Raw genomic sequence first — 13,124 nt, 5'->3', positions numbered from 1 at the left:
TGCGCAACCGGCGCGGGCGGGATTCGTTCCCCCGATCCCGCCCGCGCCCTCAACTTGCGACCGTGGACGCCCGGCCCGGACGTCCCCACTGCCGGCCGCCGGCGGGTCACCAGTAGACGACGACCTTGTCGCCGACCTTCACCGCGTCGAACAGCGTCGCCAGCCTGGCCTTGTCCCGGACGTTCACGCAGCCGTGCGAGGCGCCGGCGTAGCCGCGGGCGGCGAAGTCGGCCGAGTAGTGCACGGCCTGGCCCCCGTTGAAGAACATCGAGTACGGCATCGGCGTGTGGTAGATCGTCGACGTCCAGTCCTTGGCCTTCCACTCCACCTTGAACTCGCCCTCGCGGGTCGGGGTCTTCTCCGAGCCGAAGCGCACGTCCAGCGTGGAGACGACCTTCCCGTCGATCATCCAGGCGAGGGTGCGGCTCTCCTTGCTGATGCACATGACCCGGCCCGTCATGCAGCGCGCGTCGGGTGCGTCCGGCTCGTTGACGGTCGGCGGGCGCAGCTCGGCAGCGGTCGGCTTCTTGGTGGCGTTCTGGATCTTCTTCCAGGTGGGCTCGTCCACGCCGCCGGTGGCGGGCAGGCCGTTCTTCGACTGGAAGGACTTGACCGCCGCGGTCGTCTTGGAACCGTAGAAACCGGTCGGAGCCACCGTCATCAGCTTGAGCTGGCGCAGCCGGGCCTGCAGTTCGCGGACCAGCTCGCTGTCGTCGCCGTTCGCCATGACCTGCTTCACGGTCGGCGAGGGCGAGGCGGAAACCGAAGGCGACGGCGACGCGGACGCGGACGGGGACGCCGACGGCGAGGCGTCGCCGGGCTTCCCGTCCGTGGACGGCGAGGCGTCGGGAGAGGCGACCGCCGTGGGCGATGCGGGCGCGGAAGAACCGGAGCCCGCGGCCCCCGGCTCCTGCGGCCCGCAGGCGGTCGCGGCAAGCGCGACGGCGGTGGCCAGGCCAAGTGCGCGAACTATTGCTTTCTTGCGGTGCATTGCGGTCCCCCGATTTCTACGTGTGTATCTAGGTGATGCCACGTGGGCGTGGACAGTTGCGGGGACGGCCGCGATGTTGCGCCATTGTGACCAGAGGCCGCCGCGCGGCCGCCGCGGGGACGTTTTATCAGCCCCGAGCCCCTCGGATCCACGAAGGAGCGCGTCACATGGAGCGGCACACCGAGAGCGGGATCCCGATCGCGCCCGTCTACCGCCCCGACGACCTCGCCGGCTGGGACCCCGGGACCGAGCTGGGGGAGCCGGGGGAGTACCCGTACACCCGGGGCGTCCACCCGACGATGTACACCGGACGGCCCTGGACCATGCGCCAGTACGCCGGCTTCGGTACGGCCGCGGAGACCAACGCCCGCTTCCGGCAGCTCATCGCGGGCGGCGCGGCCGGGCTGTCCGTGGCCTTCGACCTGCCCACCCAGATGGGGCACGACTCCGACGCCCCGCTCGCGCACGGCGAGGTCGGCAAGGTGGGCGTCGCGATCGACTCGGTCGAGGACATGCGCGTGCTGTTCGACGGGATCCCGCTCGACCGGGTGTCCACCTCGATGACGATCAACGCACCGGCCGCGCCGCTGCTCCTGCTCTACCAACTGGTGGCCGAGGAGCAGGGCATCGAGGCCGCTCTGCTGACCGGCACGGTCCAGAACGACGTGCTGAAGGAGTACATCGCACGGGGGACCTACATCTTCCCGCCCGGACCCTCCCTCAGGTTGACGGCCGACGTATTCCGCTACTGCCGGGCCGAGCTGCCCCAGTGGAACACCATCTCCATCTCCGGCTACCACATGGCCGAGGCCGGGGCCTCGCCCGCGCAGGAGATCGCCTTCACGCTGGCCGACGCGATCGCTTACGTACGGACCGCGCTGGCCGCCGGGATGGAGGTCGACGCCTTCGCGCCCCGGCTGTCGTTCTTCTTCGTCGCCCGCACCACCCTCCTGGAGGAGGTCGCGAAGTTCCGCGCGGCCCGGCGGATCTGGGCCCGCGTCATGCGCGAGGAGTTCGGGGCCCGGGACCCCAGGTCGCTGATGCTGCGCTTCCACACCCAGACCGCCGGGGTGCAGCTGACGGCGCAGCAGCCGGAGCTGAACCTGGTGCGCGTCGCCGTGCAGGGGCTGGCGGCCGTGCTGGGCGGCACCCAGTCGCTGCACACCAACTCCTTCGACGAGGCGATCGCCCTGCCCACCGAGAAGTCGGCCCGCCTCGCGCTGCGGACCCAGCAGGTACTGGCGTACGAGACCGACGTGCCGCACACCGTCGACCCCTTCGCCGGGTCCTACGCGGTGGAGCGGATGACGGATGAGGTGGAGGCGGCGGCGCTGGGCCTGATGGCGCGGGTCGAGGCGATGGGCGGGGCGGTGGCCGCGATCGAGGCGGGCTTCCAGAAGGCGGAGATCGAGCGGAACGCGTACCGGATCGCCCGGGAGACCGAGAGCGGCGAGCGCGTGGTGGTCGGGGTCAACCGCTTCGCGCTGGACGAGGAGGAGCCGTACGAGCCGCTGCGGGTGGATCCGGCGATCGAGGACCGGCAGCGGGCGTCCCTGGCCGCGCTGCGGGCGGGGCGGGACGGAGCCGCCGTGGAGGAGGCGCTGGCGGCGCTGCGGGAGGCGGCGCAGGGCACGGAGAACGTGCTCCATCCGATGCGGGAGGCGCTGCGGGCCAGGGCCACCGTGGGGGAGGTGTGCGGGGCGCTGCGGGAGGTGTGGGGGACGTACGTGGCGGCTGATTCAGGCTGGTGACCTTGGCTGATTCCGGTTTGGTCCCGATCCGTGCAGGCTGATCAAGGCGCGCAGTGGCGCGACAGGTGTGTCCTCATGGGACACTCCTGCACATGCTGGGTGTCACAGATCTTCCGACGTATCTCGCCGGCCTGGTGCTGATCATTTTGCTGCCGGGCCCGAACTCGCTCTACGTGCTCTCCGTCGCCGCGCGCGGCGGGGTCCGCCGGGGGTACCGGGCCGCCGCCGGCGTCTTCACCGGGGACGCCCTGCTGATGACCCTGGCCGCGGTCGGCGCCGGGGCGCTGCTGCAGACCAGCCCGATCGTGTTCGGGGTCGTCAAACTGCTCGGCGCCGGATACCTGACCTGGCTCGCCATCGGCATGCTGCGGGGCGCGTGGACCATGTGGCGCGCCCGCCGCGAGCGCGCCGCTGCCGACGGGCTCGGCGAGGGCGTCCCGGCGGCCGCGGCGGCCGCCGAGGTGCCGGCCGGCGACACGGAGCGGCCCTACCGGCGGGCCCTGCTGATCAGCGTGTTCAACCCGAAGGCCATCCTCTTCCTGATGTCCTTCTTCGTGCAGTTCGTGGACTCCGCCTACGCCTACCCGGCGCTGTCCTTCCTGCTGCTGGGCGGCCTGATGCAGATCGCCAGCTTCCTCTACCTGACCACGCTGATCTTCGGCGGGAACCGCCTGGCGGCCACCTTCCGGCGCCGCAAGCGGCTCGCCGCCGGGGCCAGCTCGGCGGCGGGCGTGCTCTTCCTGGGCTTCGCCGCGAAGCTCGCCGTCAGCTGAGGGCCCTGCGCAGCTTCGGGCCGAAGGGGCGTTCCACCAGGCGGTGGATCGCCCAGGCCAGGCCCAGCATCAGCACCACCGTCAGCGCGAAGGTGGCCGGGGCCGGGATGCCGGCCGTCCGGTGCAGGGCCTTGATGACCACCCAGCCCAGATGCTCGTGGATCAGGTAGAACGGGTACGTCAGCGCCCCGGCCACCGTCAGCCACTTCCAGCGGGCCCAGCCGAGCTTGCCGAGCGCGACCAGGGCGACCGCCGCGAAGCCGGCCGTCACGATCGCGATGATCACCACCGAGCTGCGGTACGAGAAGAACTTCGGGTTCGGCGCGTGCCACAACCCCGCCACCGCGTAGTGCTGCCCGATCAGCCAGCCGGTCAGGGCCACGGCCCAGGCGAACGTGTCACGGTGGTCGCGGTGCACCAGGTACAGGCCGATGCCGCCGATGAAGAAGGGCGCGTACTGCGGCATCAGGGCCTGGCTGAGGAACCCCTTGCCGGTGGGGTCGGCGGCGTCCGCGAGGACCGCCGCGATCGTCCAGGCGCCGCAGAAGAGCAGCGTCCGCCGGCGGCCTCCGCCCGGCAGGATCACACAGAGCGCGAAGAGGACGTAGAAGCGCAGCTCGGCCCAGAGCGTCCAGCAGACGCCGAGCACCCGGTCGGCGCCCAGGGGCTGCTGGAGCATGGTCAGGTTGAGCAGGAGGTCCGACGGCGAGACCCGTTCGACCGCCACCGTGACCAGCACGAGCGCCGCCCAGTACGCCGGGTAGAGGCGGGCCGCGCGGGAGGCGGCGAACTCGCGGACCGTGCGCCCCTGGGCGCTCATGCAGATCACGAAGCCGCTGATGACGAAGAAGATCTGCACGCCGAGCGGGCCGTACGCCAGCCAGGTCGAGGCGCTGGGGAACAGCTTGTTCGGCGAGGCGCCCCAGGACGCGGCCACCTCCCCGCCGCGGCCGCCGTAGTGGTACCCGCAGACCATGAGGGCGGCCAGGAGCCGCAGCCCGTCCAGGGCCCTGAGGCGGTCGGAGCCCGGCTTCGGCCCGGGCTTCGCACCGGTGCGCGCGGCCGGTACCGCGGTGGCCGTCATCGCTTGCCCCGCAGACGGCGGACCCGGCGGGCCCGGCGCACGGCGCCGCGCAGGGCCGGGCTGCGGGTCAGGAACGCCAGCTGGGCGGGGATGCCGCCCGGCAGGCCCTGGCTCGCCAGGCGGCGCCGGGTGAAGTAGCGCCAGGTACGGGCGTCCAGGTGCCGGTTCAGGTACTCCTCGGCCGCCGCGCGGTGCCCCGCGAGGATCCGCGGCTGCATCACGAAGCCGACCGCGGCCAGCAGGCCGGCCAGCCGGGAGCGGACCTCGTCGGGCCCGGGGGCGGTCCACCCGCGCACGGCCACGGTGTCCGCCAGGTCGGGCAGCAGCGCGTCCACGACCGTCAGGGGGACCCGGTTGCTGTTCTGGTACGGGGTGAGGCGGGCCAGTACGGTCCCCGTCCCGGTCCGCGCGACGGGCAGCCCGAACAGCGTGGCCGCCGTCAGCAGCCCGGTGGAGAAGCAGCCGACGACCAGCGCCGGGCGCAGCTGCTGGTACAGGATCTCGGCCAGCACGGGCGTGTCCATGACGGTCAGGCGGGCGCCGAGCCGCTCGGCCTCCGCCTCCGCGCGGCGGGAGTAGACGGCCGGGGCGCTGGGGTGCGGTTTGAAGATCAGCTCCCGGTGGCCCAGGGCGTACGCGCCGCGCACCATCTCGGCGTGCAGGTCCTCCTCCTGCTGCGCGGAGATGAGGTCGAGCGCCGAGAGGTACTGGCCCAGGAGCAGCGCCGGGGCCTCGGCCTCTGCCTCGGCCTCCGCCGCGCCCGCGGCCCGGGCTCCGGGGAGCTGCCCGCCGTCATGGGCCGACGCCGCCAGTTCGGCCAGCACCTTGAGGAACGCGTCGGTCGCCACCAGCTCCGCCGGCACCCCGAACTCCGTGAGGAGCAGCGGCTCCAGACCCGGTACGAGGTCCAGGTGCAGCACCCGCCGCACCCGCATCCCGATCTGCGGGTCGAGCCGGACGCGCGTGGGCCCGTAGCTCATCAGTCCGTCGGCGTAGACGTCGACGGCGGCGCCCGGGAAGAGCTGGCACAGGGCTTGCGCGGGCGGCACCTGGAGGGACTCCACGATCAGCTCGACCCGGTCCTCGCCGAGACCCCACAGGGTCCGCAGGTACCGCTCCCACAGGGGTACGTCGTCGGCGCGCGGCGACCACGCGTTGGGGTGCTGCGGCTCGATGACGGTGTTCCAGTCGAGCACCTCGTCGAAGCGGGTGCCCAGCGTGGCGAAGCCGGGCAGGTCGGCGAGCCGGGGGTTGATCTCGGCGGCGAGGGAGTGATTGCTGGTCAGCAGGATCCGGCGGCCGGCCGGCGGGAAGCTGCCGGCGTCGACGGCCGCGGCGAGCGTGGCCGTCCCGTAGAGGGTGGAGGCGACGAAGATCTGGGTGAGACTCACGCTGCCGCTCCCGACGGGGTGCGGCGGCGAAGCCTGCGCAGCAGGGCGGAGCGGTCGGCGTCCATCGAGGAAAGGGCCTGGTCCAGTACATCCTGCGGCATGCGCCCGAGCGCGGCCGCGCTCAGGGAACGGAGTTTCTTGGCCACGGCCGGTTCGAACCTTTCAAGGGACCCGTTGTGGTGCGCGATGATTGCACAATATGTTCGGACGGCTTTCGGGAGCAGGAGATCGGATTCCCGGTCCGCCGCTGTTTCTAGAAGCACCTGGTCAAAAGCGCGCATGAAATCGAGTTGGCGCTCGTCGCCGATCTGCGTCAATGAGGTGGAAACCCCGCGGCGGTAGAAGATTCCGGGCAAACCGACCGCCGCGAAGGATTCCGCCTCGCGGTGCAGCCGCCAGATCCAGGGCCGGTCCTCCGCGGTCCGCAGCCCGTCGGTGAAGTGCAGCAGCCCGCGGTCCAGCAGCCGCCGGTGGTACATGCCGGCCCAGGCGTACGGGTAGTCCACCGAGGTGCCCCGGTCGGCGGGCAGGATTCCGGAGCGCGGATCGCGGACGACCCCGTGCGCACCGAAGGGGACGCGCTGCACGGAGCGGGCCCTGCCCGTGACCTTGACATGGTCGTTGCGGACGAAATCGCAGCTCAGGGCCTCGATGGCGGCCACCATCCGCGCCAGATGGCCGGGTGCCAGCCAGTCGTCGCCGTCCATGAAGGCGATGTACTCGCCCCGGGCCGCGTCCAGACCGGTATTGCGCGCGGTGGCCAGGCCGCCGTTTTGCTCGTGGCGCAGGACCACCGCGCCGGGCAGGTCCCGCGCCGCCCGTTCCAGCAGGTCGGGAGTCCCGTCCGTCGAGCGGTCGTCGACGAGCAGGAACTCGAAGTCGTCCCGAGCGTTGAGTTCGAGACTTTTCAGGGCATCCGGCGCATATGTCTGCACGTTGTAGAACGGCACGACAACAGAGAGCTTGAGCACCTGCGAGACGTTAAGGCGTTGTCCGGCATTCACCATGGCCCGAGTGCGTATTCCATGTGAACGAAGCGGGGCGGGCGAGTTAACCAGCGCGGATTCGCATTTCGTAGACGGGCTGTTAACCGGCTGTTGTGCAACCGTTGGGCCGATCAGCGAATTTGCGGAATAGCTTCTGCCACGTGCCAGTCAGCAATCGATCAGCTTCGCGTACCTCCCCTCGAACCTCCCTTCGCATCGCCGTCCTCGCGGATTCGGACACGCGATGGAAATGGGGAGCGCTCACCGCGCGCCGTCTCGCCCCGGAGCCGGACTCCGTCCACCTGACCGGATACCTGCTCCGCGGCCGGGCCACGCCCACCACGCGCCAGCTCGGCGAGGTCGGGGTCACGGCGGACCGGCTCACCGAGGTCACCTGCGCGCAGTTCCTCGCCGAACTCCGCGCGCCGGAGCGGGAGTCCCGCGCCCCGTACGACATCGTCCTCCTCGCCCTGGTCGGCGGCGCCGTCCAGGCGGTCCTGCACGGAGCCCGGGCCCTGTGGCCCGAGCCGGCCGCGCGGCCGGTGTTCGTCACCGGGTACGTCGGGGTCGTCTACGAGAAGCTCGCCGACGGCCTGCTGCTGCGCCACGGGGCCGACCTGGTCCTCGCCAACTCCCCCCACGACGCCGGACGGTTCCGCGCGGTCTACGAGGGGGTCGGCGCGGACGCCGGAGCCGTCGTGGAGACCGCCCTGCCCTTCCTCGGCTCGACCGACGGGAAGCCGTACGACCCCGTCGAGGCTCCCGCCACGGCCCACCGGGTGGTCTTCGCGGTCCAGCCGTCCGTGCCCGCCACCCGCGCGGACCGCGCCTACCTGCTGCGCCGCGCCGCGGAACACGCCCGGCTGCACCCCGGGCGCGAGGTGCTGATCAAACTGCGCAGCCGGCCGGGGGAGCACACCACGCACCTGGAGGAGCTCCCGTACCAGCGCCTCGCGGAGCAGCTCCCCGGCGGACTCCCCTCCAACTGCCGTCTGGTCTACGGGAACATGGGCGAGGTCCTGGACACCACGGACCTGCTGGTCACCGTCTCCTCCACGGCGGCCCTGGAATCCCTCCACCGGGGAATCCCGACGGCCGTCCTGACCGACCTCGGCGTCCGCGAGACCCTCGGCAACCACCACTTCCTGGGCTCCGGCTGCATGGCCTCCTGGACCCAGCTCGACGCCGGCCTGCTCCCGAAGGCGGATCCGGACTGGCTGGCGGCCCAGGGCGTGGGCATCCCGGCGGCCGGAGCGGCCCGACCGGCCGAGGCGCGCGATCCCCACACCGCCGCGCGGGCACGCCTCACGGAGCTGCTGGGCGGCGGCCCGCTCCCGGCCGTGACGCCCTACTACACGCAGGACACCGCACCGGGATACCTGCCCGGGATCCTGGCCAGACACCATCTCGGCCCCGACGGGCACCCGTTGCCCGGTGCGCCCCGGAAGGACGCCGGAGGATCCCGGCTGCGCCGCCGGCTCCGGGCCCACCTGCGCGAAGCCGCCCGCGGCGCCTACCGCCACGGCGTCCAGCGCGTCGCTCCGGTGATCCGCCGCCTGGGGGAGCTGTGAGCCCCCGCCCGGCCGGAGCCCGTACGGCCGCTGCCGCTGCCGGCACCGCCACCGCTGCCGCCGTCGACACCGCCGCCGTCCCCGCTACCGCCGCCGTTCCCGCCCCCGCCACCGCGGGATCCCTCCGAGAGGCCCGCGCCGTGCCCAGAGTGCTCGCCGTGATCCCCGCACGCGGAGGGTCCAAGGGAGTGCCCGGGAAGAACCTGGCCGACGTCGGCGGGATGCCGCTCGTGGTCCGCGCCGTCCGGGCCTGCCTGGGGGCCGCGACCGTCACCGACGTCCTGGTGTCCACCGACTCCGAGGCCATCGGCGACGCCGCCCGCGGAGCCGGGGCCGTGGTGCTGCGGCGGCCCGCCGGGATCTCCGGGGACACCGCCACCAGCGAGGCCGCCGTGCTGCACGCGCTCGACTCCTTCGAGGAGCTGCACTCCGTCACGGTCGACGTGGTCCTGCTCGTCCAGTGCACCAGCCCCTTCGTCACCGCCTCCGACGTGGAGTCCGTCGCCGCCGCCGTCGCGTCCGGCGCCGCCGACTCCGCGCTCACCGCGGCCCCCTTCCACGGCTTCCTCTGGCGGGCGGCCCCCGACGGCTCCGGCACCGGGGTCAACCACGACACCTCGTACCGCCCCCGCCGCCAGGACTGCCCCCAGGACCTCCTGGAGACCGGCGCCGCCTACGCCATGGACGCCGCCGGCTTCCGGACCGCCCGCCACCGCTTCTTCGGGCGGACCGTCCCGGTCGCCACCGACCCCGCACGGGTGCTGGAGATCGACGATCCCCACGACCTGGCCCGCGCCCGCGCCCTCGTACCCGTACTCACCCCCGCGGCCACCCCGGCCGCCGCTCCCCTCTCCACCTCGGTCCACACCCCGATCCACACCCCAGTACCCACACCTCCTCGTACACCCCGCACCCCGAAGGACAGCCCTGCCATGACGGTCACCTCCGCCTCCCGCCTCCGGACCTTCGGCTCCCGCACCGCCGGCCCCGGCCGGCCCGTCTACGTCGTCGGCGAGATCGGCATCAACCACAACGGCGACCTCGGCAACGCCCTCGCCCTCATCGACGCCGCCGCCGAAGCCGGCTGCGACGCCGTGAAGTTCCAGAAGCGCACCCCCGAGATCTGCACCCCCCGCGACCAGTGGGACATCGAGCGCGACACCCCCTGGGGCCGGATGACCTACATCGACTACCGCCACCGCGTGGAGTTCGGCGAGAGCGAGTACCGCGCCATCGACGAGCACTGCGCCAAGCGCGGCATCGACTGGTTCGCCTCCCCGTGGGACACCGAGGCCGTCGCCTTCCTGGAGAAGTTCGACGTCCCCGCCCACAAGGTCGCCTCCGCCTCGCTCACCGACGACGAGCTGCTGCGCGCCCTGCGCGCCACCGGCCGCACCGTCGTCCTCTCCACCGGCATGTCCACCCCGAAGCAGATCCGGCACGCGGTGGAGGTGCTCGGCAGCGACAACATCCTGCTCTGCCACGCCACTTCGACGTACCCGGCCAAGGCCGAGGAGCTCAACCTGCGGGTCATCAACACCCTCCGGGAGGAGTACCCGAACGTCCCGATCGGCTACTCCGGCCACGAGACGGGCCTGCAGACCACCCTGGCCGCCGTCGCCCTCGGCGCCGCCTTCGTCGAGCGCCACATCACCCTCGACCGCGCGATGTGGGGCTCCGACCAGGCCGCCTCCGTCGAGCCCGGCGGCCTGACCCGCCTGGTCCGCGACATCCGCACCATCGAGACCGCGCTGGGCGACGGCATCAAGCAGGTCTACGCCTCCGAGCTCGGCCCGATGAAGAAGCTCCGCCGCGTCCAGGGGGACCTCGCCGCGGTCTGAGCCTTCCCGTACCCCTCGCACCGTTCGGCCCTGGCGGGCCTCCCGGGCTTCGGCGCGCAGCGCCGGACCCCGTCCGGCGGTCCGCCGGCCGCACCGTTCCCATCCACCCTCTGACGAGGAGTACACGGTGACCCCCTCAGCCCCCGCCCCGACCCTGGCCTTCGTCGAAAGCCCGGTCCAGCTCCTCAACGTCCTGGAGTGGGCGCACGCCAGAGGCGCCGGACGGCTCCTCGGAGTCGTCCCGCGCCAGCCGGCCCGCGGCGGCGGGACCGGGCCCGGACCGGCCGGGGAAGTCCCGGGGCTGCGGATCGTGGTGCTCCCGCCCACCGACCCCATGTCCCGGGGCCAGCTCCGCCGGATGGCGGGGCTGGCCCGGGACGAGGGGCACGAGGTGCGGTGGCAGGAGGCGCGCGGCGGACGGCTGGCGCCGTTCAAGGCCTTCGCCGCGCTCGCGCGGGAGGTGCGGGCGGCCGAGCGGGTGGTGCTGGGGGACCCGTTCTCCCGCTACGTACAGCTCCTGCTCACCCTCGTCCGGGCCGAGGAGCTCGTCGTGGTCGACGACGGCACCGCGACCATGGAGTTCATCGCCCAGACGGCCCGCGGCGAGCGCCTCGTGCGCTGGCACCGGGTCGGCGGCGGCGGGCTCCCGGGCCGGCTGCGCGAGCTGGCGTACGCGCCGGTCTCGGCGAAGGCCCGGCGCCGGTTCACCCCGGGTGCGGACGGCCCCCGCCGCGTCGAGGTGTTCACCTCGATGCCGGTCACCGCGCACGGCGGGATGACCGTACGGCTCAACGACTTCGCGTGGACCCGGGCCCGCTTCGGCCCGCCCCGCCTGACCAAGGGCACCGACCTGGTCGGGACCTCGCTGGTGGAGACCGGCGTGGTCGACCCGGACCGGTACCTGGAGGCGGTGCGCGCCCTGACCCTGGAACACGGGGCCACCCGCTACTTCGCCCACCGCCGGGAATCCCCGGAGAAGCTGCGCAACCTGAGCGAGGCGACCGGGCTGGAGATCGTACGTCCCGACCTGCCGCTGGAGCTGATCGCCAGGCGGGGCCCGGTCGGCCGTACGATCGTCAGCTTTCCTTCCACGGTGGTCCACACCCTGCCCTACGCGCTGATCGGCACCGGTGTGACGGTGGCCGTATGCGATGTGGATCCGAGCTGGCTGACCGAGTCGGCCTCGCAACGGGCCCGCGGTTTCCTCGCCGGGGTCACCGACACCGCCCGTGATGTGCACAGACTTCCTGCTCAGACGGCTCAGGCGGCCGGATGAGCGGATGAGTGAGCGCGCGAGTTTACCCGCGCCTCCATCCGGTCATGCGTCCAGAGGCCGGGTTTCTTTCCCCTAACGGCATGAACTTTTTGTGATCTCCAGCCAGTTGACCCATGGGTGGGCCTACCCTTAAACGGGTGAACCAGTTGATGTCCCGCGAGTCCCAGACCGCCCTGCCCGGCAAGCCCGACCGGCCCGAGCTGCCCGGCAAGCTTCCGGACCACCTGCGTGCCGAACTGATCGCCTTCCGCCGGGACTTGCACATGCATCCCGAGCTAGGACACCAGGAGTTCCGCACCACGGCGGCGATCAAGGCCCGGCTGGAGAAGGCGGGCCTGCGCCCGCGCGTGCTGAAGTCGGGCACCGGGCTCATCTGTGACGTGGGCACGTGGGACGGCGTACGGCCGATGCTGGCCCTGCGCGCGGACATCGACGCCCTGCCCATCCCGGATGCCAAGACGCACGTCTCGTACCGCTCGACCGTCCCGGACCGCGCCCACGCCTGCGGCCACGACGTGCACACCGCCGTGGTGCTCGGCGCCGGCCTCGTCCTGGCCGAGCTCGACCGCCGCGGCGAGCTGCCCCGTCCGGTACGGCTGCTCTTCCAGCCCGCCGAGGAGGTGCTGCCCGGCGGCGCCACCGAGGCCATCGACTCCGGGGTGCTGGACGGCGTTGGCAAGATCATCGCGGTGCACTGCGACCCCCGCGTCGACGCCGGCCGGATCGGCCTGCGCGCCGGGGCCATCACCTCGGCCTGCGACCGGCTGGAGGTCACCCTCGACGGTCCCGGCGGGCACACCGCCCGTCCGCACCTGACCACCGACCTGGTGACGGCCGCCGCCCGGCTCGCCCTCGACCTGCCGGCCGTGCTGGCCAAGCGGATGGACGCCCGCTCGGGCATGTCCGTCACCTGGGGCCGGATCGAGGCCGGGCACGCCTGCAACGTCATCCCGATGCACGCGGAACTGTCCGGAACCGTTCGCTGCCTGGACCTGGCCTCCTGGCACGAGGCCCCCGACCAGATCCACGCGGTCATCGACGAGATCGCCTCGATGCACCGGGCCAAGTCGGAGATCACCTACGTGCGCGGAGTGCCCCCGGTCGTCAACGACCCGGTGGTCACCGACCTGCTGCGCGAGGCGATGAGCGCCCGGCGCGGGGCCGACTCGGTCGAGGACACCGAGCAGAGCCTGGGCGGCGAGGACTTCTCCTGGTACCTGGAGCACGTCCCCGGAGCCATGGCGCGCCTGGGCGTCCGCGCGCCGGGGGACACGGCGAAGCGGGATCTGCACCGGGGCGACTTCGACGTGGACGAGGCCGCGATCGGGGTCGGCGTGGAGTTCTTCACGGCCGCGGCGCTGCTCGACGGCGCGTCCCTCGAGGGGCTCGAAGGGCGACGCGCCAGGCTCGCGGGGTCCGTGTAGCCGACTGGGGCGGAAGTTCTTACACAATCGGCGGTT

General features: G+C 72.6%; 10 protein-coding genes and 1 pseudogene. 7 read left to right on the top strand and 4 right to left on the bottom strand.

Annotation, left to right across the window (positions count from 1 at the left end):
• Positions 1-106: 106 nt before the first annotated feature.
• Positions 107-991 carry a L,D-transpeptidase family protein gene (locus OHA37_RS14385; RefSeq protein ID WP_266905260.1) on the bottom strand — a complete coding sequence of 295 codons (885 nt, stop codon included), beginning with the start codon at positions 989-991 and terminating at the stop codon, positions 107-109.
• Between the two features lie 167 nt (positions 992-1,158).
• Here OHA37_RS14385 and OHA37_RS14380 point away from each other — a divergent pair, with 167 nt between their 5' ends.
• Both OHA37_RS14380 and leuE read left to right on the top strand, forming a co-directional pair.
• Positions 1,159-2,742, top strand: a complete 1,584-nt coding sequence (locus tag OHA37_RS14380) for an acyl-CoA mutase large subunit family protein (protein WP_266905258.1) — start codon at positions 1,159-1,161, stop codon at positions 2,740-2,742.
• Between the two features lie 92 nt (positions 2,743-2,834).
• Positions 2,835-3,515: a leucine efflux protein LeuE gene (gene leuE / locus OHA37_RS14375; RefSeq protein ID WP_266905256.1), complete on the top strand. Its 681-nt coding sequence runs from the start codon at positions 2,835-2,837 to the stop codon at positions 3,513-3,515.
• On the opposite strand, the gene OHA37_RS14370 is transcribed toward leuE, so the two are convergent.
• The 3 genes from OHA37_RS14370 to OHA37_RS14360 are packed head-to-tail and all read right to left on the bottom strand — an operon-like array spanning position 3,508 to position 6,961.
• Positions 3,508-4,599, bottom strand: coding sequence for an acyltransferase family protein (locus OHA37_RS14370; RefSeq protein WP_266905254.1), 1,092 nt, complete (start codon positions 4,597-4,599; stop codon positions 3,508-3,510). The genes leuE and OHA37_RS14370 overlap by 8 nt on opposite strands.
• On the bottom strand, positions 4,596-5,990 hold the full coding sequence (locus tag OHA37_RS14365) for a polysialyltransferase family glycosyltransferase (protein WP_266905252.1): 1,395 nt from the start codon (positions 5,988-5,990) through the stop codon (positions 4,596-4,598). Before OHA37_RS14365 ends, OHA37_RS14370 begins: the two co-directional genes overlap by 4 nt.
• Positions 5,987-6,961 carry a glycosyltransferase family 2 protein gene (locus tag OHA37_RS14360; RefSeq protein WP_266905250.1) on the bottom strand — a complete coding sequence of 325 codons (975 nt, stop codon included), beginning with the start codon at positions 6,959-6,961 and terminating at the stop codon, positions 5,987-5,989. The genes OHA37_RS14365 and OHA37_RS14360 overlap by 4 nt, the downstream gene beginning before the upstream one ends.
• 176 nt (positions 6,962-7,137) lie before the next feature.
• On the opposite strand from OHA37_RS14360, the gene OHA37_RS14355 reads away from it, so the two are divergent.
• From OHA37_RS14355 to OHA37_RS14335, 5 genes and pseudogenes are all read left to right on the top strand, one after another.
• Positions 7,138-8,547 carry a DUF6716 putative glycosyltransferase gene (locus OHA37_RS14355; protein ID WP_266905249.1) on the top strand — a complete coding sequence of 470 codons (1,410 nt, stop codon included), beginning with the start codon at positions 7,138-7,140 and terminating at the stop codon, positions 8,545-8,547.
• Positions 8,544-9,059 (top strand): annotated as a pseudogene (locus tag OHA37_RS14350) (acylneuraminate cytidylyltransferase family protein); the annotation flags it as partial. The gene OHA37_RS14355 and the pseudogene OHA37_RS14350, both read left to right, overlap by 4 nt.
• Before the next feature lie 420 nt (positions 9,060-9,479).
• Entirely contained in the window at positions 9,480-10,388 is a 909-nt protein-coding gene (locus OHA37_RS14345) for an N-acetylneuraminate synthase family protein (protein WP_266912788.1), read from the top strand.
• Between the two features lie 127 nt (positions 10,389-10,515).
• Positions 10,516-11,664: a hypothetical protein gene (locus OHA37_RS14340; RefSeq protein ID WP_266905247.1), complete on the top strand. Its 1,149-nt coding sequence runs from the start codon at positions 10,516-10,518 to the stop codon at positions 11,662-11,664.
• A gap of 149 nt (positions 11,665-11,813) precedes the next feature.
• The gene (locus tag OHA37_RS14335; RefSeq protein WP_266912786.1) at positions 11,814-13,088 is read left to right on the top strand and encodes an amidohydrolase; all 1,275 of its coding nucleotides are present in this window, start codon (positions 11,814-11,816) and stop codon (positions 13,086-13,088) included.
• The last annotated feature ends 36 nt before the right edge of the window (positions 13,089-13,124 follow it).

The organism is Streptomyces sp. NBC_00335, assembly GCF_036127095.1.
In the GTDB taxonomy this organism is placed as follows: domain Bacteria; phylum Actinomycetota; class Actinomycetes; order Streptomycetales; family Streptomycetaceae; genus Streptomyces.
Note: the sequence above shows the minus strand (reverse complement) of the source record. Positions and strands in the feature narration are given on the sequence as shown.